Raw genomic sequence first — 24031 nt, 5'->3', positions numbered from 1 at the left:
ACCTGAGCCACACCCGGGGGTGCACCGTGGAACTCGACGTCCGGCGTTTCGGCAGTTCAGCGGCCCTGGTGGAGTTGGCCGACGGGGAGGCGGCGCACGCCCTGCACGCGCTGCTCACCCAGCAGCCCCCGGCCGGGGTGCTGGAGCTGGTGCCCGCCGCGCGCACCGTGCTGGTCCGCTTCGACCCCGCGGCCACCTCCTTCGCCGCCCTGCGCGAACACCTGGACCAGCACGCCCCGCCGCCCGGGATGCGCGCCCCGGCCCGCACGGTCGAGGTCCCGGTGCGCTACGACGGCGCGGACCTGGCCGAGGTCGCCGCGCTCACCGGCCTCTCCGGCGCGGAGGTGGTGCGCCGCCACCTGGCCGGGGACTACACGGTCAGCTTCTGCGGGTTCGCCCCCGGCTTCGCCTACGTCACCGGCCTCGACCCGGCGCTGCGGGTGCCGCGCCGGGACACCGCGCGCACCAGCGTGCCCGCGGGCGCGGTGGCCATCGCGGATGAGTTCGTCGGCATCTACCCGCGGTCCAGCCCCGGCGGCTGGCGGCTGCTGGGCCGCACCGACCTGGTGCTCTGGGACACCGCCCGCGACCGGCCCGGCCTGCTCACCGCGGGCACCAGGGTGCGCTTCCAGGAGGTGGCGTGATGATCGAGGTCCTCGACCCCGGCCTGCTCACCCTGGTCCAGGACCTGGGGCGGCCAGGACTGGCCGCGATGGGCGTCGGCCGCTCCGGCGCGGCGGACGCGCCCGCGCTGAAACTGGCCAACCGCCTGGTCGGCAACGCCGAGACCGCCGCGGGGCTGGAGCTGACACTGGGCGGCCTGCACCTGCGGTTCCACCGCGGCGCGTGGGCAGCGCTGACCGGGGCCCCGGCGGAGATCCAGCTCGGCCCGCCGTGCCCGGCCACCGCGCCGCCGCACCCCGGGACCGGCTCGGCACCGCCGGCCGCCGACCGCCCCCGCCCGCGCACCGCCGCCGCGCACGCCCCCTTCTACGTCGCCGCCGGCACCACGGTCCGCATCGGCCGCCCGGCCCGCGGCCTGCGCAGCTACCTCGCCGTCCGCGGCGGCCTGGACCTGCCGCCGGTGCTCGGCTCCCGGGCCAGCGACCTGCTCTCCGGCATCGGCCCCGAGCCACTCGTCCGAGGGACCAAGATCCCGATCGGCCGGGAGATCGCCGGTGACCCGATCGTGGACATCGCGCCGGTCGCGGAACTTTCCGCCGAACCCGTGCTGCGGGTGCTGCTCGGTCCCCGGCAGGACTGGTTCACCGCGAACGCCGCCTCCGCCCTGTGCTCCGGCCCGTACCAGGTCACCCCGGCCAGCAACCGGATCGGCGTGCGGCTGGCCGGACCGCGGCTGACCAGGGCGCGTCAGGGTGAGCTGCCGCCGGAGGGCATGGTCGGCGGCGCGCTCCAGGTTCCCCCGAACGGGCAGCCGGTGCTCTTCCTGGCCGACCACCCGGTCACCGGCGGCTATCCGGTGATCGCGGTGGTGGTGGACGAGGATCTGCCCAAGGCGGCCCAGGCCAGACCCGGTCAACGACTCCGTTTCCAGTGCGTCGAAAGGACACGCCGATGAGCAGCTCAGCGCCCACGCCGACCGCCCGGTCCGGCCGCAAGGTCATCGCGGCCAGCCTGATCGGCACCTCGCTGGAGTGGTACGACTTCTTCCTCTACGGCACCGCCGCCGCGCTGGTGTTCCCGAAGCTGTTCTTCCCCAGCTCGGACCCGCTGACCGGCACCCTGCTCGCCTTCGCCACCTACGCGGTGGGCTTCATCGCCCGGCCGGTCGGCGGGGCCATCTTCGGACACTTCGGTGACAAGGTGGGCCGCAAGAACGTCCTGGTGATCACGCTGCTGCTGATGGGCGTGGCCACCTTCGCCATCGGCCTGCTGCCCACGCACGCCCAGATCGGCGCGGCCGCCCCGGTGGTGCTGGTGTTCCTGCGGTTCGTGCAGGGCCTGGGCCTGGGCGGCGAGTGGGGCGGCGCGGTGCTGATGACCCTGGAGCACGGCGCGCCGGACAAACGCGGGCTCAACGCGAGCTGGCCGCAGGTCGGCGTGCCGGCCGGGAACCTGCTGGCCGCCGCGGTGATGGGGGTGATGTCGGCGACGCTGACCGAGGCCCAGTTCCTGGACTGGGGCTGGCGGGTGCCGTTCCTGCTCTCCGGGCTGCTGGTGCTGGTCGGCTTCTGGATCCGCCGCAGCATCGCCGAGAGCCCGCTGTTCACCCAGGTGGAGAAGACCAAGGCCAAGGCGAAGCTGCCGCTGTTCGACGTCTTCCGCGAGCACCCGCGCGAGCTGCTCACCGCGATCGGCGCGCGCATCGGCACCGACGTGGCCTTCTACACCTTCACCCTGTTCATCCTCACCTACCTCAAGGACACGGTGGGGGTGAACCGGCAGGTCGGGCTGAACGCGGTGCTGATCGCCTCGGCCTGCCAGCTGGCGCTCATCCCGCTGTTCGGCGCGCTGTCGGACCGCTACGGCCGCCGCCCGGTCTACCTGGCGGGCGCGGTGGGCGCGGGAGTGTGGGTGTTCGCCTTCTTCCCGCTGCTGGCCACCGGCTCCACCGCGTTGATCATCCTGGCCACCATCGTCGCGCTGGTCACGCACGCGGCCATGTTCGGCCCGCAGGCGGCCTTCATCTCCGAGCTGTTCAGCACCAAGCTGCGCTACACCGGGGCCAGCCTCGGCTACCAGCTGGCCGGGGTGCTCGGCGGGGCGATCGCGCCGCTGATCTCGGTGGCGCTGCTGCAGTCCTTCGGCAGCTGGGTGGCCATCGGCGTGTACGTGGCCGCGACGCTGGCGCTGACCGTGGTCGCGCTGGTCATCGCCCCGGAGACGAGCAAGGCCGAGCTGGCCGCCGAACCGCCTCTGGACAAGCCCGCACTCACCTGATCGGGTGAGTCGTGGTTTCTGCGGAACTCTTTCAGGAGGGCAGTTGAACAGCTTGATCCGACGCACCCTGACCGGTGCGCTGGCCGTGGGCGCACTGCTGGCCGCAGCCCCGCTCGCGGTGGCCGCCGAGGCCGCCACCCCGGCGAACTGCTTCGACCGCGCGGCGCCGATCCCGGTGGAGGAACAGCGCCTGACCCAGGCGGTGCCGCAGGAGATCCTGGCCCGCAGCGGCTTCGACCGCCGCGGCCCGGCCTTCGAGAAGTCGTTGTGCCGCACCAGGTCCGTCCGCGCGGCCAAGGTGCTGGCGCAGGTGCAGGGCAGGCAGCTGTGGAAGGCCGCGGTGGACCGGGTGCAGGGCAGGGGCCCGGCAGGCGGCGACCTCTCCCGCGGCGACGACCGGCCGCTGTACTGGGCCCGGTTGCAGCTGACCAGGGCGCTGCACCAGTGGCAGCCCGGCTTCCCCCTCTCCGCCGCCGACCGCAAGGCGCTGGTGGAGGTGGTGGAGACCGGTTCCCGCGGCCAGGACTCGATCGACCTGCCCGCCGGGGAACGGGCCAAGCGGGTGGTGCTGACCGGGTTCGACCCGTTCCAGCTCGACGGCGACATCCGCCGCACCAACCCCAGCGGCGCGACCGCGCTGGCCCTGGACGGCACCTACATCACCACCCCGGCCGGGCGGGCCAGGGTGGAGACCGCGATGTTCCCGGTGCTGTGGACCCCGTTCGAGGCCGGCATGGTCGAGCGGACCCTGTTGCCGCACTTCAAGGCAGGGCGCAAGCAGGTGGACCTGTTCACCACGGTGAGCCAGGGCCGGGCCGGGCAGTTCGACATCGAGCGCTACAACGGCCGCTGGCACACCGGCCTGGACAACAACCGGGAGAACCGGGCCTCGGGCATCCCGATCCCGGCCGGCCTGCCGACGGTGACGCCGCAGCCGGAGTTCGTGCCGACCACGGTGCCCTACAAGGAGATCACCGCGGCGAACACCGGGCAGTTCCCGGTCTACGACCGCACCGCGGTGACCGAGATCCCGGCCGGGCAGACCGAGCCGGTGACCCGGCCGGACGGTCCGACGCCGGGTTCGGTGGCCCGTGCCGGTGGCGGCGGTTCCTACCTGTCCAACGAGATCGCCTACCGGGCCACGCTGCTGCGGGACGCGGTCAAGGCGCAGATGCCGGGCGGGCACGTGCACACGCCGATCCTGTTCTTCGATGCGAACAACAAGGACAAGGTGTCCGACCCGGTGCTGGAGAAGAACCGGACGGACATCGTGACGCAGACGCGCGAGATCCTGAAGGTCGCGGCCGGCACGCTGGACTGAGCCGGGACGGCGGCGCCACCGGCCCGCCGCACGGCTCCTGGGCGGGCACTGGACATCCCGGTGCCCGCCCTTTCACGCCCGGCTGGCTGCCGCGCCCCTGGCGGCGCTCAGACCCGCCTGTACGACGGGTACGGGCGGGCCGCCTCGGCCAGCGCGTCGGCGACCGCGGCGGCCTCCTCCACCGGCAGCGTCGCGGTGGTCACCCGCAGGTGGTCGCCGCCGGTGGGCTCGACCAGGAACGGCGAGCCGGGGGCCGCGCCGATGCCCTGCGCGGCCAGGGTGACCAGCGCTTCCCGCTCGCGGGCCACGTTGATCCACAGGTTGATCCCGTCCCAGCCGGTGGACTGGACGCCGCGGCTGGCCAGCGCGTCCTTGAGCGCGGCGCGGCGGCGGGCGTACACGGTGCGCGCGGTGGCCACCGCGGCCACGCAGCCGGGGTCGGTGAGCAGGCCGACCAGCACCTCCTGCAGCAACCGGCTGGACCAGGCCGCGCCCAGGTGCCGTCGCCCGATCAGCGGTTCCACGATCGCGGCCGGGCCACCGAGGGCGGCCAGCCGCAGGTCCGGGCCGTGCGACTTGGAGAAGCTCTGCACCCGGACCACCCGGTCGGGCAGCTCGCCGGCGAAGCTGACCGGCTCGGCCAGTGCCACGTCGCCGGAGTGGTCGGCCTCGATGACCACCACGTCCGGGTGCGCGCGCAGCTTCTCCACCAGCTGGGCGGCGCGGCGCGGGGTGAGGCTGACCCCGGTCGGGTTCTGCGCGCGCGGCTGCATCAGCAGCACCGCGGGGTCGCGGCGCAGCTGGGCGGCCAGCGCCTCCGGCAGGATGCCCTCCTCGTCCACCGGCACCGGCAGCGCGCTGGCGCCGACGGTGTCCAGCAGGTCCAGGAACGGCGGGAAGGTCGGGTTCTCCACGATCACCCGGTCGCCGAGGCGGAGCAGCTGGCCCACCAGCCGGTCGATGCCGTCCAGCGAGCCGTTGACGATGGTCAGCGTCTCCGGGTCGCACACCGGCGCCCAGGCCTTGCGGACCAGGTTCTCCAGCTCGGGCAGCACCGGCGCGTCCAGGTAGCCCGACAGCGGCGGCTGGCCGTCGATGCGGGCCAGCGCGGGTCCGATCGGCGGCAGCAACGCCTGGTCGGGCACCCCGGCGGAGAGGTCGCGGGCGAAGCGCCCGGTGTCCCCGGCCAGCCGCCAGAACCGGGTGGGCTCGGCGTTGTGCGTGCGGGCGGTGACGAAGGAGCCGTTGCGGCCCTTGGTCTCGATCGCGCCGACCCTGGCCAGCGAGCGCCAGGCCTCGTTGACCGTGGTGGGGCTGACCCCGAGGGCCTGGGCGAGCGCGCGCACCGTGGGCAACCTGGTGCCCACCGCCAGCTCACCCGAACCGATCAGCCGGTTGATCGCCGCGGCGATACCCGTGGCCGACCCATCCTCCACCACCGACAGAATCCGGCTCAGATCAGCGTGCATGACTCAGCATTGTGCGCAAGTTCTGACGGTTTGGTGACCTCCGACGCCGATGGCGCACACCGGTACGTCGTTCGGCCTAGCGTTTCGGGCATGCGAGTGTTGATCACCGGGGCGGCCGGGTTCATCGGTTCCCACATCCTCGACGCACTGTCCGGATCGGACACCGTGCTGCTGGACGCCCTGCTGCCGCAGGCGCACGGCGCGGACGGGCCGCCGTCGTGGACGCCGTCCGGCCTGGTGGTCGGCGATGTCACCGACGCCGGGTTGCTGGATGAGCTGCTGCCGGGGATCGACGTGGTCTGCCACCAGGCGGCCATGGTCGGGCACGGGGCCGACCCCGGCGACGCGCCCGCCTACGCGCTGCACAACGACTACGGCACCGCGGTGCTGCTGGCCGCGATGCACCGGGCCGGGGTGCGCAGGCTGGTGCTGGCCTCCTCGATGGTGGTCTACGGCGAGGGCCGCTACCGCTGCGCGGCGCACGGCGTGGTGCGGCCAGGGCCCCGGCGGCCAGCGGATGTGGCCGAGGGCCGCTACGAGCCGCCCTGCCCGGTGTGCGGGGCCGCGCTGGCCGACGAGCTGGTGCCGGAGGACGCGCCGGTCGACCCGCGCAGCACCTACGCGGCCAGCAAGCTCGCCCAGGAGCACCTGGCCGCGGCCTGGGCGCGGCAGACCGGCGGCTCGGTGTGGGCGCTGCGCTACCACAACGTGTACGGGCCGCGGATGCCCCAGCACACGCCGTATGCCGGGGTGGCCTCGATGTTCCGCTCCTCGCTGGAGCGCGGCGAGGCGCCGGTGGTGCTGGAGGACGGAGGGCAGCGGCGGGACTTCGTGCACGTGCGGGATGTGGCGCTGGCCAACCGGCTGGCCATCGAGACCCCGCTGCCCGAGGGTGAGCTGTCCGCGGTGAACGTGTGCTCCGGCGAGCCGCACACCGTCGGCGACCTGGCGCGGTCGCTGGCCGAGGCCTGTGGCGGTCCGGCGCCGCGGATCGTCGGCGGGGCGCGGCCGGGCGATGTGCGGCACGTGGTGGCCGATCCGGCGAAGGCGGCGGCGGTGCTGGGCTACCGGGCGCGGGTGCCGTTCCGGGACGGGGTGGCCGAGTTCGCCACCGCGCCGCTGCGGCGACCGGCCGCGGTCACCAGTTCGTGAGCACCAGGTGGTTGACCGCCAGCGCGGTGACCGCCTGGGCCAGCAGCCACCAGCGCCGGGACGGCCTGGGCAGCAACGCCGTCCCGGCGCTGAGCCACACCGCGAACGGCAGCCAGATCCGCTCCACCTCGGCCTTGCTCAGCCCGGAGAGGTCCGCGGCCAGCACCGCGAGCAGGGCCGCGCCGACCAGCACGGTGATCGCCCTCGGCCGTTCGGCGAAGGTGCGGCGGAGCCCGGCGGCCAGCGCCGGGCCGGTCGCCAGGGCCAGCGCGGCGAGGTTGGCCCAGACCCAGTAGGCGTAGGGGCGGGCGGTGGCGATGCCCTGGTAGTAGCGCTCGACGACCAGGTGGTAGCCGTCCAGCCACCAGAACCCGGCCAGCGCGAACACCCCTGCCACGGCGAGCACGCCACCAGCGGCGGGCAGCAACCTGCCCCTGCCGATGATCAATACCACCAAAGCCAACGGCCCCAGCAACACCAGGCCGTAGCTGAGGAACAGGCCGAAGCCCAGCAGCAGCCCACCGAGCACCGAACGCCACACCCCGCCCAGTGCCAGCAAGGCGATGCCGACGGCGGTGACTCCGGCGAACAGGCCGTCCGCGGAGACCCCGAACCACACAAAACCGGGCAGCAGCACCACAAACGGCAGAATGCGGCGGGCAGTGTCCTGATCGGACAGTGCGCACACGGTGACCGGCACCGCGACCGCGACCAGGCAGCCGAGCAAGATGGTCACCACTCCGGCCCATCCGCCGCCGCCGAGGCCGATGCGGTCCAGCAGCACGTACACCAGCAGCACGCCCGGCGGGTGCCCGGAGACGTGCGTGGTCCAGGAGTCCGGCTGGAAGTCCAGGATCCGCCCGGCGAAACCGGCGATCATCGCGCCGATGTCGGTGACCCCGCCCACCTCGTGCAGGTACTCGTCCGTGGTGGTGAGCCGACCGGCCAGCCCGCGCCACCAACCGTCCACAGTGGCCAGTGACCCGGTCCAGAGCACCGCGATGACATAGCCAGTGGCCAGCGAACCGCGCCACGGCAACCGGTCCGCCAGCCGCGGTCCCCAGCACACCACCGCGACCGCGACCAGCACCGAGGGCGCGGTGCCGGGTCCCAGGTGCGGCAGCCAGTTGCCGAACAGCGGCGCGGCCCCGGCGAAGAGCGGAACGTCGTTGGCGCGCAGGATGATCCCGGCGATCACCGCGGCCAGCACGAGCAGCACGAGCGCCGCCGCGGCCCACAGGTCGCGGCGGTCTTTGACAGACGGCACCCGGCCACCGTAGGCCCGGAACCGACCCGCCACCCGGTGGATTCTCGGTCTGAAACAACTCGGTAAGAAATTCGCCGCCCGTCATAGTTTGGTAAGCAGCACAACGGTTCCCGGCCGCGCTCGGCGGTTCTAACGTCCGGTGTCATGACCCGAGTTCCCGCCGCGGTGGACGTGGTGCTGCCCTGTCTCAACGAGGCCGCCGCCCTGCCGGCCGTGCTCAGCCAGTTCCCACCTGGATACCGCGCGATCGTGGTGGACAACGGCTCCACCGACGGCACCGCCGCGGTGGCCGCCGCCCTCGGCGCGACCGTGCTGCCCGAACCCCACCGCGGCTACGGGGCCGCCGTGCACACCGGTATCGAGCACGCCAGCACCGACATCGTCTGCGTGCTCGACGCCGACGGTTCCATGTCCCCCACCGTGCTTCCGGCCCTGGTCGCCCCGGTGGCCACCGGCCGGGCCCGGCTCGCGGTGGGCCGCCGGATCCCGGCAGGCCGGGGCGTGTGGCCCTGGCACGCCCGCGCGGGCAACGCGCTGCTGGCCTGGCTGCTGCGCCGCCGCGGCCTCCAGGTCCGCGACATCGGGCCGATCCGCGCGTTCCGCCGGGAGGACCTGCTGGCCCTCGGCGTCACCGACCGCGGCTTCGGCTATCCCCTGGAGCTGTTGATCCGCGCCGCCGAGGCGGGGTGGTCGGTGTCCGAAGTGGACATCGACTACCTGCCCCGCGCCGCGGGCACCAGGTCCAAGGTCAGTGGTTCGGTGCGCGGCACCCTGCGCGCGGCCAGGGACATGACGGGAGTGCTGCGATGACGCCGACGATCCTGGTGGTGGCCAAGGCCCCCGTCCCCGGCCAGGCCAAGACCCGCCTCACCCCACCGGCCACCCCGGTGCAGGCCGCCACCATCGCCGCCGCCAGCCTGCACGCCACCCTGGCCGCGGCGCACGCCACCCCAGGCACGCGGGTGGCGGTGGCGCTGACCGGCGACCTGGACCGCTCGGTCGACCCGGCCGGACTGCGCCGGATCCTGGGCGGCTGCACGGTCTTCGCCCAGCACGGCGAGACCTTCGGCGAGCGACTGGCCAACGCGCACCGCGAGGTTGGCGGGCCGGTGCTGCAAGTCGGGATGGACACCCCGCAGGTCTCGCCCGCGCTGTTCGCGGAGTGCTTGCGGCAGCTGGCGGAACCCGGGGTGGACGCGGTGCTCGGCCCGGCGGCGGATGGCGGGTGGTGGGCGCTCGGGTTGCGGCGGGCGGCGGACGCGGCGGTGCTGGGCGGGGTGCCCATGTCGCGGGCGGACACCGGGGCGCGGACGCTGGCGGCGTTGCGGGAACGGGGGCTGGTCGTGCGACTTGCGCCGGAACTGTCCGATGTGGACACCATGGTGGACGCGGTCGCGGTGGCCTGCGGCATGCCGGGGTCCCGGTTCGCGCGGGCGGTGGCCGCGGCGACGGGCGGGCCGGGCAGGGCGACGGCGGGCACCGCTGCGGCGGGGGCTGGGGCTTTCGTGGCCGGCACAGCGGGGCTGGGGGCGGCGGTTTCTGTGACCGACACAGCTGGGCCAGGGGCGGCGGCTTCTGTGACAAGCACAGCTGGGCCGGGGGCGAGGGCTTCCGTTGCCCGCACCGCTGGGCCGGGGCAGGCGAGTGCCCCCGCCGCGGTGATCCGGGCCGGGGTGCCCCGGTGAGCGGCGAGTTCGACGCCGCTCTGCTCGGCGCCACCGACACCCTGCACCTCCCCGACGGCCGCCGCCTCAGCCTGCCCATCGACCGCTGGTCCGCCGCGCCCAGCCCCGCCGACGAACAGCTCCTGCGCCGCTGCACCGGCCCCGTGCTCGACCTCGGCTGCGGCCCCGGTCGCCTGGTCGCCGCGCTGAGTCATCGCGGTGTGGTCGCCCTCGGCGTGGACAGCTCGCCCGTCGCGGTCCGGCTCACCGCGGCCCGTGGCGGTGTGGCGCTGTGCCGGGACATCTTCGGCAGGCTGCCCGCCGAGGGCCGCTGGCAGCAGGTCCTGTTGGCGGACGGCAACATCGGCATCGGCGGCGATCCGGTGGTGCTGCTGCGCCGCGTGCACCGGCTGCTCGCGCCGGGCGGGCTGGCCATGGCCGAGGTCGACCCGCCGGGCACCGGGTTGCGGCGGGAACGGGTGCGGCTGACCGGGGCGGCCTTTGACTGGGCCTGGGTCGGGGCGGACGCGGTCGGGCTGCTGGCGGTGGTCAGCGGGTTCCGGGTGCGGGAGCTCATCGAGCACGGCGGGCGCTGGTTCGCGTTGCTGCGCAAGGAGGTCATCGATGCCTGAGTTCCGTGGTGCCGCGCACGATGCCAGGGTGACCAGCCGGATCGGGCGGTGGCTGGGCATCGCGTTCGGGCTGTGCTTCGTGACCGGGTTGCTGAGCCACGGGATCCAGCACCCGCCCGCCTGGTTCAGCTGGCCGACCCGGCCGGTGAACCTGTTCCGGGTCAACCAGGGGGTGCACGTGATCAGCGGCATCGTCTCGATCCCGTTGCTGGTGGCCAAACTCTGGACGGTCTACCCCAAGCTGTTCGCCAAACCCGCGATCCGCTCGCTGCCGCACGCGCTGGAGCGGGTTTCGATTCTGGCCCTGCTCGCCGCCGCGTTCTTCCAGCTGGCCACCGGGTTGTTCAACGTGGCGCAGAACTACCCGTGGGGGTTCTACTTCGTCACCGCGCACTACGCGGTGGCCTGGATCGCGGTCGGCACGCTACTGCTGCACATCGCGGTGAAACTGCCCATCATCCGCGAGTCGCTGAGCACACCCGTTGGCCTGCAACAGGAAGCCGCGGCAGGCCTGTCCCGGCGGGCGTTCCTGCGCAGCACCGGCCTGGCCGCGGGCGCGGCGGCACTGGCCACCGCGGGGGCCACCGTCCCTGGCCTGCAAGGGGTTTCCTTCCTCGGCTGGCGGTCCACCCGTGGCCCGCAAGGGCTTCCGGTCAACCGGACCGCCACCGCCGCCGGGGTCGGCCGGATCACCGATGCCTGGCGGCTGGAGGTCACCGGGCCCGGCGGCTCGCGCAGGCTCAGCCTGGCCGAGCTGACCGCGCTGCCGCAGACCACCGCGGAGCTCCCGATCGCCTGTGTGGAGGGCTGGAGCCAGTCCGCGACCTGGACCGGCGTCCGGATCACCGACCTGATCGGCAGCGTCGGCGCCGGACCGCAGGCGGCGGTGCGGGTGGAGTCGCTGGAGCAGGGCGGCGCGTACCGGGTCAGCGAGCTGCCCGCCGCGCACGCGCGCGATCCGTTGACACTGCTGGCGTTGCGGCTCAACGGCGAGGAGCTGGACTTGGACCACGGCTATCCGTGCCGGATCATCGCGCCGAGCCGGCCAGGGGTGTTGCAGACCAAGTGGGTCGGCCGACTGGTGGTGACCGGATGAGGTGGGTGCTGGGTGCGGCAGGCGTGGGACTGCTCGGCTGGGGCGGGTTCCTGTTGCTGCCCTTGCTGCTGGACTCCGTCGGGAACACCGTCTCGCTGGGCGGCTGGTTGATCGGCGGGCCGCTGCTGCACGACGCGGTGGTCGCCCCGGTGGTCGGCCTGGTGGGCCTGGTGATCAGTCAGCGGGTCGGCCGGGCCTGGCGCACGCCGGTGGTGACCGGGCTGGTGGTCTCGGCGGTGCTGACCGCGCTGTCCGTGCCGTGGCTGTGGCGGAGCTTCGCCCCGTTCGTCAACCCCGGCTTGCACGACCGGAACGTGTTGCTGGGCCTGGTGATCGCGCTGGCCGTGGTGTGGCTGGCGGTGCTGGCCGCCGGGCTGGTCAACCGGCGGCGGCTCAGCGCAGCGCCGCCAGCCGGCGGATGACCTCCTCGGTGCTGGCATGCCCCACCGCCAGGGTCGCGGCCCGCTCGCCGTCCACCGCGAGCAGCGTCGGAAAGCCCTGCACGCCCAGCTCCTGCGCGCAGCGGAAGTCCGCCGCCGCCTCGGCCGCCGCGTTGGCCGAGGCGAACGCGGCCACCAGCAGGTCCGGATCCAGCCCGGCCCGTTCGGCCAGGCCGCGGTAGGTGGCGGGCTCGGACAGGCTCTCGCCGTGCTGGTAGAAGGCGTCCTGGAGCCGGGCGACCAGCTCGACCGCCCGCTCCGGCGCCAGCGCGCGCAGCGCGGCGACCCCGCGCGCGGCCGCCTCGGAGTCCATCACGAACTCCCCCGCCTCCAGCAGCCGCTCGAACCCCGCGCCGAAGGTGACCCCGGTGACCTCGGTGAGCCGCGCGTTGGCCTCCCGGATGAAACCGAACTCGCCGATCGGCCGCCGCCGGGCCCCGGTGAACAGCCCGCCGGAGACCACCTCCACCGGCAGTTCGGGATGTTCGGCGGTCACCTCCGCCATGGTCCGGGCGAACCCGTAGGACCACCCGCAGTAGGCATCCAGCACGTACACCAGCCGCACAGTCACCCGATCAGGTTAGCTGACGAGTCAGATGTTCGGTTTTCAACCCAGCGGCGGCAGCGCGTCCCTGGCCGCGTGGCTGACCAGCCGCAGCTGCGCCTTGAACAGCTCCCGCTGCTCCGGTGGCAGCACGTCCAGGAACAGCCGCTGCACGTTGCGCGCGTGCTTGCGCGCCGCCGCCACCGCGGTCCGCTCCCCCAGCTCGGTCAGCCGCACCAGCTGCACCCGCCGGTCCCCCGGCTCGGCCACCCGTTCCACCAGCCCGGCACGCACCATCCGGTCCACCAGCCGGGTCGCACCCCCGGTGGTGAGCACCTGTTCCTGGGCGATCCGCCGCATCGGCAGCCCCGGCGCCCCGGCCCGTCCCAGGATCAGCAGCACCTCGAACATGACGTGGCTGATGCCGAACTCGGCCTCGATCTCCCGCCCCAGGATGTGCTCCAGCCGGTTCGCCGCGCCCAGCAACCGCCCGAACGCCACCACCCGCTCATCCGCGGCCGCCTGCGCCGCGGTGGTGATCTCCGGCTCCACTACAACCCCGCCCGGTCCAGCAACGCCCGCATGGCCGCCACTGGCAGCACCGGGTTCGCCGCGGCCACCTCCACCACCTCAACCTCAACGTCACTGAGCAAGTTGTCCAACTCCGCCAACGGAATCCGCGGGTGCTGGGCCGCCGCCACCCGCACGGACGCCGCTGGATCACGGGCCAGCCGCACCAGGCACTCCTCAGGTAGGTCGTCACGGGCCGCGGCCAGCGCCCGCCGGTGCGGCTGCGCGGCAGCGGCCAGCCGGGGCAACACCTCAGCCGGGAAGTTCGGATGCCGCACCAGCAACGGCTCCTCCCGCCGCTCACCATGTTCGATGACCAGCGTCGCGAGCACCTCACCGGGGCAGTCCGGCCGGCGCGCGACGATCCGCCGCACCTCGACATCCGGGTGCTCGTCCAAGCGCCGCAACACCTCCGGCGGCAGATCCGGCGAAGACGCGGCGGCCCGCCGGAAACACGCGATCGACGAGTCCAGGTACCCGATCCGGTCTTCCAGGGGCAGCTCCGCGAGCCAGGACGGCCGGTCGTGCTCCAGGTTGTCCAGCGCGAACCGCACCTCGTCGTGCTCCTCCCGCTGCGCGGCCACCAGCTCCCGGTACAACCGCTCGCGGTCGTCCACGGCCAGGTCCCGGCGGAGCAGCACCTTGGCCCGCACCCACGGACTCGGATCCGCGGCCAGCTGATCCCGCGCCGCCCGCGGCAGCTCCGGGTTGACCGCCAGCTCGGCCCGCAGGTCCTCGTCCCCGGCCAGGCAGTCCCGCACCGCCGCCGGCGTCAACGGCGCGTAGGCCGCCACCCGCTGCCGGGTGGCCCCATCGGCCAGCAACCGGGGCAGCAGATCCGCGGGCACCGGCGGATGCGCCTCCCCCGCGGCCAGCTCCCGGACCGCGGGATCCGGGTCGAGCAGCAACTCCCGCCGCAGCTCCTCAGGCATCTCCACCCAAGACCGCGCCACCGCCGCCCGCAACACCGGATCCTGGTGCCGGGCCAGGGTGACCAGCCCGCCGTAGAACTCGAGATCCGCCGACGTCACCCAGTCACCGTTGCGGATGTCGTCCTCAATGCTGGTCCGGCGTGACTCGCGGATCCGGGGGTCCGGGTGGGTGGCGATGCGCTGCCGCGTGGTCTCGGACTGGAACGGGGAGTCCAGGGCGAAGGCGATGTCCGGGTCGTCGTGCGCGAGCAGCCACTCGACCACCGGATCGGGCAGCTCCCGCCGCCAGGCCAGGCGGCCCGCGACCGAGGGCTCAGCGGCAAGGCGGAACAGCACGTCCGGTGGCGCCGCGGGGTTCTCCGCGAGTCCGGTCAGCGCGCCGTGCATCAGCTGTTCCCCCTCACTGCAAACCAGCCCGGTCGAGCACCGCGCACATGTCCGCGACCGGCAGGCCGGGGTTCGCTCCGGCGGCTTGGGCGGCTGCCGGTTCGTCGGCCAGCAGTGCCACCAGCGCCGCTACCGGAGTGCGCGGGTTGCGGGCGGCGGCCGCACGGACATGCGCTTCGGGATCGCGGGCCAAGGCCGCCAGGGTCACGCCCGGCAGCTCGGCGCCGTGCGCGGCAAGGGCTCGCCGGTCGGGTGCCGTGGCGGTGGCCAGCCTGGCGAAGGCCGAGGGCGGGAAGTTCGGGTGCTCGATGAGCAGCGGCCGGGTCTTGGCGTGCTCGCCGTGCTCGATGACCAGTCGTTCGAGCACCTCGCCCGGGCAGTCCGGCCTGCGGGCGACGATCCGCCGCACTTCGACGTCCGGGTGCTCGTCCAAGCGCCGCAACACCTCCGGCGGCAAGTCCGGCGACGATGCGGCGGTCCGGCGGAAGCACGGGATCGGTGAGTCCAGGTAACCGACCCGGTCCGCGAGCGGAAGATCCGCCAGCCAGGACGGTCGCTCGAACTCCAATCCGGTCAGCGCGATCCAGACATCGTCGAACTCCTCTGTTCCCGCCTCGGCCAGCGCTGCGTACCCGAGCCGCCGGCGGTCTTCGGACAGGTCCTGGCGGAGCAGGACTTTGGCCCGCACGTACGGGCTCGGATCCGCCTCCAGCCGGCCCCGCGCGGCCGCGGGCAAGGTCGGGTTGATCGCCATGCTGCCCCGCAGGTCCTCGTCACCGGCCAGGCCCTCCCGCACCGCCTCCGGTGTCAGCACGGCGTAAGCGGCCACTTCCCTCCTGGTAGCCGGATCGGCCAGCAGGAGGGAACGCAGGTCCTCGGGAACCGGCGGATGTGGGTAACCCGCCGCCAGCTGTCGGACCCGCGGATCGGAGTCGACGAGCAACTCCCGGCGCACCCCCTCCGGCATGCCTTCCCAGGACCGGGCGACCGCTGCCCGCAACACCGGATCCTCGTGCCGGGCCAACCCGAGGAGTCCGCCCGCACCGGCGTACCACGCCAGGCTCTCGACCCCGACCCGAACCCCGTGCCGAATCGAGTCCTCGACGAACGTACGGCGGGCACCGCGAACCCCGGCCTCCGGATGCGCCGCGATTCGCTGCCTGGTCAGCTCCGACCGCGACCGGCTGTCCAGCCCCAGTGCGACCCGTACGCCACCGGTGGCCAGCAGCCGCTCCACCACCTCCTCCGGCAGCGCCTCCCGCCAAGCCATCCGCGACGCGGCCAATGGTTCAGCGGCCAGCCGGAGCAGCACGTCCGGTGGCGCCGCGGGATTCTCCGCCAGCCCGGTCAGCGCACCGCGCAGCGCATCGTCCATCGCTCAACTCCCTCCGCCCCGCCAAGTCAACCAGCTACCATGATCACCGTGTGGGCGTCCATCACCAGTGGCGAGTCCGGTGCGGTGGTCAAGCGCAGTCCTGACGGCCAGCGTTATGCCAAACACGTCACCGCCGGGCAACAGGATTCGCTGGCCCAGGAACGGGATCGCGTCGACTGGCTCAGCGGCACCGGCATCCCCGGTCCCCGGGTACTGGACTGGACCAGCGACGACAACGGGGCCTGCCTGGTCACCAGCGCGGTGCCCGGCGTGCCCGCGGACCGCGTCTCGCCCGAGGACCTGTGGCGGGCCTGGCCGTCGATCGCCGAGGCGGTGCGCGCCCTGCACGACCTGCCCGTGGCGGACTGCCCGTTCAGCCGCGAGCTGACCCGGATGTTCGCCCTCGCCCAGGACGTGGTGGCGCGCGAGGCGGTCAACCCCGACTTCCTGCCGGTCGAACAGCAGGACACGCCGCCGATCGCGCTGCTCGCGCGGATCGCGGAGCAGGTCGGGCAGCGGCTGGGGCAGGAGGCCGCGGACACCGTGGTCTGCCATGGCGACCTGTGCCTGCCCAACATCATCCTCGACCCGGACACCCGCACCGTCGCCGGTTTCATCGACCTGGGCCGCCTCGGCCGGGCCGACCGCTACGCCGACCTCTCCCTGCTGCTGGCCAACTCCCGAGAGACCTGGACCGACGAGGCCCAGGCCGGTGCCGCCGACGAGGCCTTCGCCGCGCGCTACGGCATCGACCTGGACACCCCGCGCCAGCGCTTCTACCTCCACCTCGACCCGCTCACCTGGGGATAGCTGTTCAAAACAGCCTCGCGAAGTGAAACCCCGGCGACTTACGTCGGTACCCACCCGCCGGTCCACACCGCACAGTCGGGCGCATGACCACCCTGCACCGACGCACCCTCCCCCTGCTCGCCGCCGTCCTGACCGGCGCGCTCGCTTTCGCCCCCGCCGCCTCCGCCGCCCCGCTTGACTGGGGCCTGGACCGCATCGACCAGCGCGCGTTGCCGCTCGACGGCGGTTACACCGCGCCCGGCACCGGCGCGGGGGTCAACATCTACGTGCTGGACACCGGGATCCGGACCACGCACGAGGCCTTCGGTGGCCGGGCGCGGACCGTCTACGACCCGGAGGGCGTGGGCGGGGACTGCGCCACGCACGGCACCGGGGTCGCCTCGATCGCCGCGCGGACCGCGACCAAGGCGAACATCCTGTCGCTGCGGGCGTTGTGCGGGCGGGTGGACGCGGTCGAGGCGATCCGCTGGGTGGCCAGGAACGCGGTCAAGCCCGCGGTGCTGAACCTGAGCCTGGGCAGCCCGAAGTCGGCGACCCTGGACGCCGCCGTGCAGCAGGTCCTCGACGCCGGAGTACCGGTTGTGGTCTCCGCGGGCAACGCGCCCACCGACGCCTGCCAGAACTCCCCGGCCAGGGTGCCGGGCGCGCTCACCGTCGGCTCGGTGACCCGCACCGACCAGGTGTGGCAGCACTCCGCGATCGGGTCATGCGTCGACGTGTTCGCCCCCGGCGCGGCGATTCCGGTGGCCGACAGCAAGTCCGACACCGCGACCGCGGTGCACGACGGCACCTCCGAGGCCGCGCCGTTCGTGGCCGGCGCGGTCGCGATCTACCTGGGCGCGCACCCGAAGGCCACCGTCGCCGAGGTGCACAAGCACCTCGTCGACGGGGCCACCAAGGGCAAGATCACCGGGCTGAAGCCGGGAACTCCCAACCGTTTGCTGTTCGTGGGCTGACCGGGGGCGGGTGACCGGCGGGTCAGAGCTCGCCGCGGGCCATCTTGATCAGCCGGTCCAGCACCGCGGCCGACCGGCCCGCGCCGTCGTGCTCGTACTCGTTGGTCACCCACACCTTGGTGCCGCGCACCGCCTTCGCGGTCGCCAGGGAGTACTCCGCGTCCACGTACATGTCGTCGAAGTAGACCGCCGCGGCCACCGGCACCTCGTTGCGCGCCAGCACCTCCGGGTCGTACAGCGGGCCCCAGTCGGCGCGGGCGGCCAGGATCTCGGCCGCCTCCTTCAGCGGGGTCAGCGCCGGGTCCTCGTCGAACTGCCAGGGGTAGATCATCTCGCCGGTGAACAGCACCGGGCCGTCGCCCTCCAGGTCGAACTCGGGGAACTCCGCGCGCACCCGCTGCGCCGACCAGTCCGAGGCGCTGCCCTGGTTGTAGATCGCCTCGTGCACCAACGCGTACAGCGGCGCACTGGCGAAGGACAGCCGGGCTCCGGCCTGGGCCAGGAAGTAGTCGGAGAGCTCCGGCCCGCCGACACCGTCCACAAAGGACGCTTCGAGCAGGTAGTGCAGCGAGTCGAACTCGCGCTGGGTGCCGAAGCCCATGCCCAGGGTCTGGAACCGGTGCGCGGTCAACCGTTCCCCGGTGGGCAGTCGGACGTCGTTTCCGAGCAGGTGCTCCACCACCTTGCGGGCGATCTCCTGGTCGCCGGGGTAGCGGGCGAAGAACCGCTCGTTCTTCTCCCGCACCCTCGGGTACAGCGCCCGGTACACCTCGTCCGCGGTGGCGCTCAGCGGGGCCAGCCCGCCGGTGATCAGCGACTCGCGCAGGGAGCCGGGGAACAGCGACAGGTAGGTCAGCGAGCAGAACCCGCCGAAGCTCTGCCCGTAGATGCTCCACTTCTGCTCGCCGATCAGCGCCTGCCGCACCAGCTCGGCATCGCGAACGATCGAGTCCGCCCGGAAGTGCCCGAGGTAGGCGGCCTGCGCCTTGGCGTCCCCGCGCAGTGGCAGGGTCTGCCGGTTCACCCGGCTGCTCAGCCCGGTGCCGCGCTGGTCCAGCAGCAGCACCCGGTAGTCCTGCAGCGCCCGGCCCAGCCACGGACTGGGCGCGGTCGGCCGCTCGCAGGGGTGGCCGGGGCCGCCCTGCAACATCATCAGCCAGGGCAGCTCGTCCTTCTCCCGGCCGGTGGCGACCACCTCGCGGGCGAACACGCTCAGGTGCTCCCCTTGCGGATCAGCATGATCAACCGGTACGTCGAAGGTGTAGGCGGTGGTCACCAGGCCGGGCAGCCGGTCGGTGCGCAGGCGGTTCGCAGTCGTCACACGCCAAACGTTAACTCCATGGCGCCCGGGTGAATTTATGTTCGGTAACAATCCGCCTATTGCACCAGAGTGATGGGCTTCATAGGTTGCCGTGGTCGACCCCGACGCCCAGACCGGAAGCGAGGGGAAAGCTGTGGTCAACGTGGTTCGAGCCGCGATCTGCCAGCTGAAGTGGACCGGCGACACCGACTCGATGATCGAGGCGCACGAGCGCGCGGCGCGCACCGCGGCCGCCCAGGGCGCCAAGGTCATGGGCTTCCAAGAGGTGTTCAACGCCCCGTACTTCTGCCAGGTGCAGGAAGCCGAGCACTACAGGTGGGCCGAGCCGGTGCCCGACGGTCCGACCGTCCAGCGCATGCGGGCGCTGGCCAAGGAGACCGGCATGGTGCTGGTGGTGCCGGTCTACGAGGTCGAGCAGTCCGGCTTCTACTACAACACCGCCGCGGTCATCGACGCCGACGGCAGCTACCTCGGCAAGTACCGCAAACACCACATTCCGCAGGTCAAGGGCTTCTGGGAGAAGTACTACTTCCGGCCCGGCAACCTCGGCTGGCCGGTCTTCGACACCGCGGTCGGCCGGATCGGCGTCTACATCTGCTACGACCGGCACTTCCCCGAGGGCTGGCGCGCGCTCGGCCTGGCCGGGGCGCAGCTGGTGTTCAACCCCTCCGCGACCAGCCGCGGCCTCTCGGCCTACCTGTGGCAGCTGGAACAGCCGGCCGCCGCGGTGGCCAACGAGTACTTCGTGGCCGCGATCAACCGGGTCGGCGTGGAGGAGTACGGGGACAACGACTTCTACGGCACCAGCTACTTCGTCGACCCGCGCGGCCAGATGGTCGGCGAGGTGGCCAGCAGCACCGAGGAGGAGCTGGTCGTCCGCGACCTGGACTTCGACCTCATCGACGAGGTCCGCCAGCAGTGGGCCTTCTACCGGGACCGCCGCCCGGACGCCTACGGAACCCTGACGGAGGGCTGAGATGGGAGCGCACGCGGAGCTGTACGCCCGCCGCCAGGCGGTGCTGCCCAGCTGGCTGTCCGCCTACTACGCCGAGCCGATCGAGCTGGACCGCGGCGAGGGCAGGCACGTCTACGACAGCGAGGGCAACCGCTACCTGGACTTCTTCGGCGGCATCCTGACCACGATGACCGCGCACGCCCTGCCCGAGGTGACCAAGGCGGTCACCGAGCAGGCCGGGAAGATCCTGCACACCTCCACGGTGTACCTGAGCAGGCCGATGGTGGAGCTGGCCGAGCAGGTCGCGGCGGTCTCCGGCATCCCGGACGCGCGGGTGTTCTTCACCGCCAGCGGCACCGAGGCCAACGACGCGGCGCTGTTGCTGGCCACCGGTGTGCGGCGGTCCAACCAGGTGCTGGCGATGCGCAACAGCTACCACGGGCGCTCCTTCTCCGCGGTGTCCATCACCGGCAACTCCGGCTGGTCCACCACCAGCCTGTCGCCGTTCCAAGTGTCCTATGTGCACGGTGGCAACCGGTTCCGCGGGCCGTTCCGGGAGTTCTCCGACGACGACTACATCCGGTCCTGTGTGGACGATCTGCGCGATGTGCTCGACCAGGGCGACAAGAACGCGGCCGCGCTGATCGCCGAGCCGATCCAGGGCGTCGGCGGGTTCAGCGTGCCGCCGGACGGGCTCTACGGCGCGTTCAAGGAGGTTCTGGACGAGCACGGCATCCTGTGGATCGCCGATGAGGTGCAGACCGGCTGGGGCCGCACCGGCGAGCACTTCTGGGGCTGGCAGGCGCACGGCGCGACCCCGGACATCGTCACCTTCGCCAAGGGCCTGGGCAACGGCATGTCCATCGGCGGCGTGATCGCCCGCGCGGAGATCATGAACACCCTCAAGGCGAACTCGCTGTCCACCTTCGGCGGCAGCCCGATCACCATGGCCGCCGGACTGGCCAACCTGCGCTACGCGCTGGACAACGACCTCCAGGCCAACGCGCGCGAGGTCGGCGGCTGGCTCAAGCAGGAGCTGGTGTCCGCCAAGGGTTCGCTGCCCGCGGTCGGCGACGTGCGCGGCAAGGGCCTGATGCTGGGCGTCGAGCTGGTCCGGCCCGGCACCCTCGACCCGGACCCGGCCGCGGCCACCACGGCCCTGGAGGTGGCACGGGAAGGCGGGCTGCTGATCGGCAAGGGCGGGCTGCACAACAACGTGCTGCGCATCGCCCCGCCGCTCTCGCTCACCAGGTCCGAGGCCGAGGAAGGCCTGCGGGTGCTCAAGCACGCGCTGACCGTGGCCAGGGAGGAATCGCCATGAGCCGCACCGTGATCCGCAACGGACTGGTCGTCACCGCCGCGGACGAACTACTCGCCGATGTGTTGATCGAGGGCGAGAAGGTGGCCGCGCTGGCCGCGCCGGAGTCGGGGCTGGCCGAGTCCTGGTCCACCGGCGCGGACACCGTGCTGGACGCCACCGGCCGCTACGTGCTGCCCGGCGGCGTGGACTGCCACACCCACATGGAGCTGCCCTTCGGCGGCACCTTCGCCTCCGACACCTTCGAGACCGGCACCCGCGCCGCGGCCTGGGGCGGCACCACCACCATCGTGGACTTCGCGGTGCAGACCCCCGGCATGTCGCTGCGCGAGGGCCTGGACGCCTGGCAGGCCAAGGCCGACGGGCAGTGCGCCATCGACTACGGCTTCCACATGATCATGGGCGAGGTCACCGCGCACACGCTCAAGGAGATGGACCAGCTCGTCGGCGAGGGCATCTCCAGCTTCAAGCTGTTCATGGCCTACCCCGGCGTGTTCTACAGCGACGACGGGCAGATTCTCCGTGCCATGCAACGGGCCTCGGACAACGGTGGCCTGATCATGATGCACGCGGAGAACGGCATCGCCATCGACGTGCTGATCGAACAGGCGTTGCAGCGCGGGGAGACCGACCCGCGCTTCCACGGCCAGGTCCGGCACGCCCTGCTGGAGGCCGAGGCCACCCACCGGGCGATCCAGCTGGCCAGGGTGGCCGGCGCGCCGGTCTACATCGTGCACCTGTCCGCGGCCGAAGCGCTGGCCGAGGTGGCCAGGGCGCGGGACAACGGGGTCAACGCCTTCGCCGAGACCTGCCCGCAGTACCTCTATCTGTCCACAAAGGACCTGGCACGGCCGGGCTTCGAGGGCTCGAAGTACGTCTGCTCCACCCCGCTGCGGCCCGAGCAGCACCAGGCCGAGCTGTGGAAGGGCCTGCGCACCAACGACCTCTCCGTGGTCTCCACCGATCACTGCCCGTTCTGCTTCAAGGGCCAGAAGGAGCTCGGCCTCGGCGACTTCTCCAAGATCCCCAACGGCCTGCCCGGCGTGGAGCACCGGATGGACCTGCTGCACCAGGGCGTGGTGGACGGGCACATCAGCCGTAGGCGCTGGATCGAGCTGGCCTGCGCCACCCCGGCCCGGATGTTCGGCCTGTACCCGCGCAAGGGCACCATCGCCCCCGGCGCGGACGCCGACGTGGTGATCTACGACCCCAAGGCCAAGCAGACCCTCTCCGCCGAGACCCACCACATGAACGTCGACTACTCCTGCTACGAGGGCAAGACCATCACCGGCAAGGTGGACGTGGTGCTCTCCCGCGGCAAGGTGGTCATCTCGGAGAACCGGTACCTGGGCAGCAAGGGCCACGGCTCCTTCCTCAAGCGCGACACGTGTCAGTACCTGGTGTGAGGACCCCGATGCGCACGATCAACCACTGGATCGGCGGCAAGACCGTCGAGAGCACCACCGGCCGTTTCGGCGTGGTCACCAACCCGGCCACCGGCGAGCAGACCGCCAGGGTCGCACTCGCCGATGTGTCCGAAGTGGACAGTGCGGTGGCCGCGGCCAAGGACGCGCTGGCCTCCTGGCGGAACTCCTCGCTGGCCACCCGCACCCGGATCCTGTTCGCCTACCGGGAACTGCTGCTGCGCCACCGCGAGGAGATCGCCGCGCTGCTCACCGCCGAGCACGGCAAGGTGACCTCGGACGCGGCGGGCGAGGTCTCCCGCGGCCTGGAGGTGGTCGAGTTCGCCTGCGGCATCCCGCAGCTGCTCAAGGGCGGCCTGTCCATCGGCGCCTCCACCGGCGTGGACGTGCACTCCATCCGGCAGCCGGTCGGCGTGGTCGCCGGCATCACCCCGTTCAACTTCCCGGCCATGGTGCCGCTGTGGATGTTCCCGCTGGCCATCGCCTGCGGCAACACCTTTGTGCTCAAGCCGAGTGAGAAGGACCCCTCCGCAGCGTTGCGGGTGGCCGAGCTGATGGCCGAGGCCGGACTGCCCGACGGTGTGCTCAACGTGGTGCACGGCGACGCCACCGCGGTCAACCGCCTGCTGGAGCACCCCGATGTGGCCGCGGTGAGCTTCGTCGGCTCCACCCCGGTGGCCAAGCACATCTACCGGACCGGAACCGGCAACGGGAAACGCGTGCAAGCCCTTGGCGGGGCGAAGAACCACATGGTGGTGCTGCCCGACGCCGACCTGGACCTGGCCGCCGACGCGGCCGTCTCCGCCGCCTACGGCTCGGCGGGCGAACGCTGCATGGCGGTCTCCGTGCTGGTCGCGGTCGGCGGCATCGGCGACGACCTGGTCCGCCGCATCCAGGACCGCATCGCCCGCCTCACCATCGGCCCCGGCACCGACGCCGGTTCGGACATGGGGCCGCTGATCACCCGCGAGCACCGCGACCGGGTGGCCAGCTACGTGGAAGCCGGTGCGGCACAAGGCGCCACGGTCGTCGCGGACGGCCGCGGGCTGTCGGTTCCGGGACACGACAACGGTTTCTGGCTCGGCGTCAGCCTGGTCGACCACGTCACCCCGGAGATGAGCGTGTACCGGGACGAGATCTTCGGCCCGGTGCTCTCCGTGGTCCGCGCACCGTCCTATGAGGACGCTCTCGGCCTGGTCAACGACAACCAGTGGGGCAACGGGGTGGCCATCTTCACCAGGGACGGCGGGGTGGCCAGGAAGTTCCAGCTGGAGGTCGAGGCCGGCATGGTCGGGGTCAACGTGCCCATCCCGGTGCCGGTGCCGTACTACCCGTTCGGGGGATGGAAGGCCTCGCTGTTCGGCGACAACCACGCCTATGGTGAGGACGGGGTGCACTTCTACACCAGGGGAAAGGTGGTCACCACCCGCTGGCCCGACCCGGCGACCAGCAGTGTCGACCTGGGATTCCCGCAGAACCGCTGAGTTGAGGGGACAC

The 24031-nt window shown here is 72.6% G+C and carries 23 protein-coding genes; 16 read left to right on the top strand and 7 right to left on the bottom strand.

The features are described from left to right. The first annotated feature begins 26 nt into the window (after nt 1-26). From M8C13_RS24410 to M8C13_RS24395, 4 genes are read left to right on the top strand one after another with little or no spacing between them, the layout of a single operon-like run. Nucleotides 27-644: a carboxyltransferase domain-containing protein gene (locus tag M8C13_RS24410; RefSeq protein ID WP_252483010.1), complete on the top strand. Its 618-nt coding sequence runs from the start codon at nt 27-29 to the stop codon at nt 642-644. Then, nucleotides 644-1579, top strand: a complete 936-nt coding sequence (locus M8C13_RS24405; protein ID WP_252483009.1) for a biotin-dependent carboxyltransferase family protein — start codon at nt 644-646, stop codon at nt 1577-1579. The genes M8C13_RS24410 and M8C13_RS24405 overlap by 1 nt, the downstream gene beginning before the upstream one ends. Further along, nucleotides 1576-2901 (top strand): MFS transporter, encoded by a 1326-nt coding sequence (locus M8C13_RS24400; RefSeq protein WP_252483008.1) that lies wholly within the window; start codon nt 1576-1578, stop codon nt 2899-2901. Before M8C13_RS24405 ends, M8C13_RS24400 begins: the two co-directional genes overlap by 4 nt. 43 nt (nt 2902-2944) lie before the next feature. Next, nucleotides 2945-4222 (top strand): pyroglutamyl peptidase, encoded by a 1278-nt coding sequence (locus M8C13_RS24395; protein WP_252483007.1) that lies wholly within the window; start codon nt 2945-2947, stop codon nt 4220-4222. Nucleotides 4223-4329: 107 nt separating this feature from the next. Here the strand turns inward: M8C13_RS24395 and M8C13_RS24390 are convergent, their stop codons facing one another. Further along, nucleotides 4330-5691, bottom strand: a complete 1362-nt coding sequence (locus M8C13_RS24390) for an aminotransferase class I/II-fold pyridoxal phosphate-dependent enzyme (protein ID WP_252483006.1) — start codon at nt 5689-5691, stop codon at nt 4330-4332. A 90-nt stretch (nt 5692-5781) separates the two neighbouring features. On the opposite strand from M8C13_RS24390, the gene M8C13_RS24385 reads away from it, so the two are divergent. Beyond that, a complete protein-coding gene (locus M8C13_RS24385; RefSeq protein WP_252483005.1) occupies nt 5782-6843 on the top strand; it encodes an NAD(P)-dependent oxidoreductase in 1062 nt (353 codons plus the stop codon). Here M8C13_RS24385 and M8C13_RS24380 read toward each other — a convergent pair. Further along, entirely contained in the window at nt 6830-8110 is a 1281-nt protein-coding gene (locus M8C13_RS24380) for a hypothetical protein (protein ID WP_252483004.1), read from the bottom strand. The genes M8C13_RS24385 and M8C13_RS24380 overlap by 14 nt on opposite strands. A 144-nt stretch (nt 8111-8254) precedes the next feature. On the opposite strand from M8C13_RS24380, the gene M8C13_RS24375 reads away from it, so the two are divergent. From M8C13_RS24375 to M8C13_RS24355, 5 genes are read left to right on the top strand one after another with little or no spacing between them, the layout of a single operon-like run. Beyond that, nucleotides 8255-8920: a glycosyltransferase family 2 protein gene (locus M8C13_RS24375; RefSeq protein ID WP_252483003.1), complete on the top strand. Its 666-nt coding sequence runs from the start codon at nt 8255-8257 to the stop codon at nt 8918-8920. Then, entirely contained in the window at nt 8917-9795 is an 879-nt protein-coding gene (locus M8C13_RS24370; RefSeq protein WP_308202856.1) for a DUF2064 domain-containing protein, read from the top strand. Before M8C13_RS24375 ends, M8C13_RS24370 begins: the two co-directional genes overlap by 4 nt. After that, nucleotides 9792-10406, top strand: coding sequence for a methyltransferase domain-containing protein (locus M8C13_RS24365; RefSeq protein ID WP_252483002.1), 615 nt, complete (start codon nt 9792-9794; stop codon nt 10404-10406). Before M8C13_RS24370 ends, M8C13_RS24365 begins: the two co-directional genes overlap by 4 nt. Next, nucleotides 10399-11502 (top strand): molybdopterin-dependent oxidoreductase, encoded by a 1104-nt coding sequence (locus M8C13_RS24360; RefSeq protein ID WP_252483001.1) that lies wholly within the window; start codon nt 10399-10401, stop codon nt 11500-11502. Before M8C13_RS24365 ends, M8C13_RS24360 begins: the two co-directional genes overlap by 8 nt. Continuing rightward, nucleotides 11499-11924 (top strand): hypothetical protein, encoded by a 426-nt coding sequence (locus M8C13_RS24355; protein ID WP_252483000.1) that lies wholly within the window; start codon nt 11499-11501, stop codon nt 11922-11924. Before M8C13_RS24360 ends, M8C13_RS24355 begins: the two co-directional genes overlap by 4 nt. On the opposite strand, the gene M8C13_RS24350 is transcribed toward M8C13_RS24355, so the two are convergent. From M8C13_RS24350 to M8C13_RS24335, 4 genes are read right to left on the bottom strand one after another with little or no spacing between them, the layout of a single operon-like run. Then, nucleotides 11896-12513 carry a DsbA family protein gene (locus M8C13_RS24350; protein WP_252482999.1) on the bottom strand — a complete coding sequence of 206 codons (618 nt, stop codon included), beginning with the start codon at nt 12511-12513 and terminating at the stop codon, nt 11896-11898. The genes M8C13_RS24355 and M8C13_RS24350 overlap by 29 nt on opposite strands. A 36-nt stretch (nt 12514-12549) precedes the next feature. After that, nucleotides 12550-13038 carry a MarR family winged helix-turn-helix transcriptional regulator gene (locus tag M8C13_RS24345; protein WP_252482998.1) on the bottom strand — a complete coding sequence of 163 codons (489 nt, stop codon included), beginning with the start codon at nt 13036-13038 and terminating at the stop codon, nt 12550-12552. After that, nucleotides 13038-14375, bottom strand: a complete 1338-nt coding sequence (locus M8C13_RS24340; protein WP_252482997.1) for a hypothetical protein — start codon at nt 14373-14375, stop codon at nt 13038-13040. The genes M8C13_RS24345 and M8C13_RS24340 overlap by 1 nt, the downstream gene beginning before the upstream one ends. 13 nt (nt 14376-14388) lie before the next feature. Next, nucleotides 14389-15750, bottom strand: coding sequence for a hypothetical protein (locus M8C13_RS24335; RefSeq protein ID WP_252482996.1), 1362 nt, complete (start codon nt 15748-15750; stop codon nt 14389-14391). Between the two features lie 39 nt (nt 15751-15789). On the opposite strand from M8C13_RS24335, the gene M8C13_RS24330 reads away from it, so the two are divergent. Further along, a complete protein-coding gene (locus M8C13_RS24330; protein WP_252482995.1) occupies nt 15790-16560 on the top strand; it encodes an APH(3'') family aminoglycoside O-phosphotransferase in 771 nt (256 codons plus the stop codon). 83 nt (nt 16561-16643) lie between these two features. Beyond that, a complete protein-coding gene (locus M8C13_RS24325; RefSeq protein ID WP_252482994.1) occupies nt 16644-17516 on the top strand; it encodes a S8 family peptidase in 873 nt (290 codons plus the stop codon). Between the two features lie 22 nt (nt 17517-17538). Here M8C13_RS24325 and M8C13_RS24320 read toward each other — a convergent pair whose 3' ends face one another. Continuing rightward, on the bottom strand, nt 17539-18837 hold the full coding sequence (locus M8C13_RS24320; protein ID WP_252482993.1) for an alpha/beta fold hydrolase: 1299 nt from the start codon (nt 18835-18837) through the stop codon (nt 17539-17541). A 133-nt stretch (nt 18838-18970) separates the two neighbouring features. Between M8C13_RS24320 and M8C13_RS24315 the strand changes: the two genes are divergently transcribed. From M8C13_RS24315 to M8C13_RS24300, 4 genes are read left to right on the top strand one after another with little or no spacing between them, the layout of a single operon-like run. Next, nucleotides 18971-19813, top strand: a complete 843-nt coding sequence (locus M8C13_RS24315) for a nitrilase-related carbon-nitrogen hydrolase (RefSeq protein ID WP_252482992.1) — start codon at nt 18971-18973, stop codon at nt 19811-19813. 1 nt (nt 19814) lies between these two features. Beyond that, complete coding sequence (locus M8C13_RS24310) at nt 19815-21113, top strand: aspartate aminotransferase family protein (RefSeq protein ID WP_252482991.1); 1299 nt, start codon at nt 19815-19817, stop codon at nt 21111-21113. Then, on the top strand, nt 21110-22516 hold the full coding sequence (hydA, locus tag M8C13_RS24305; RefSeq protein WP_252482990.1) for a dihydropyrimidinase: 1407 nt from the start codon (nt 21110-21112) through the stop codon (nt 22514-22516). The genes M8C13_RS24310 and hydA overlap by 4 nt, the downstream gene beginning before the upstream one ends. 8 nt (nt 22517-22524) lie before the next feature. Beyond that, nucleotides 22525-24018 carry a CoA-acylating methylmalonate-semialdehyde dehydrogenase gene (locus M8C13_RS24300; protein WP_252482989.1) on the top strand — a complete coding sequence of 498 codons (1494 nt, stop codon included), beginning with the start codon at nt 22525-22527 and terminating at the stop codon, nt 24016-24018. Nucleotides 24019-24031: the final 13 nt, after the last annotated feature.

This window comes from Crossiella sp. SN42, from assembly GCF_023897065.1.
Taxonomy (GTDB): domain Bacteria; phylum Actinomycetota; class Actinomycetes; order Mycobacteriales; family Pseudonocardiaceae; genus Crossiella.
The sequence above is the reverse complement of the archived record's forward strand: the minus strand, read 5'-3'. Positions and strand labels throughout refer to the sequence as shown.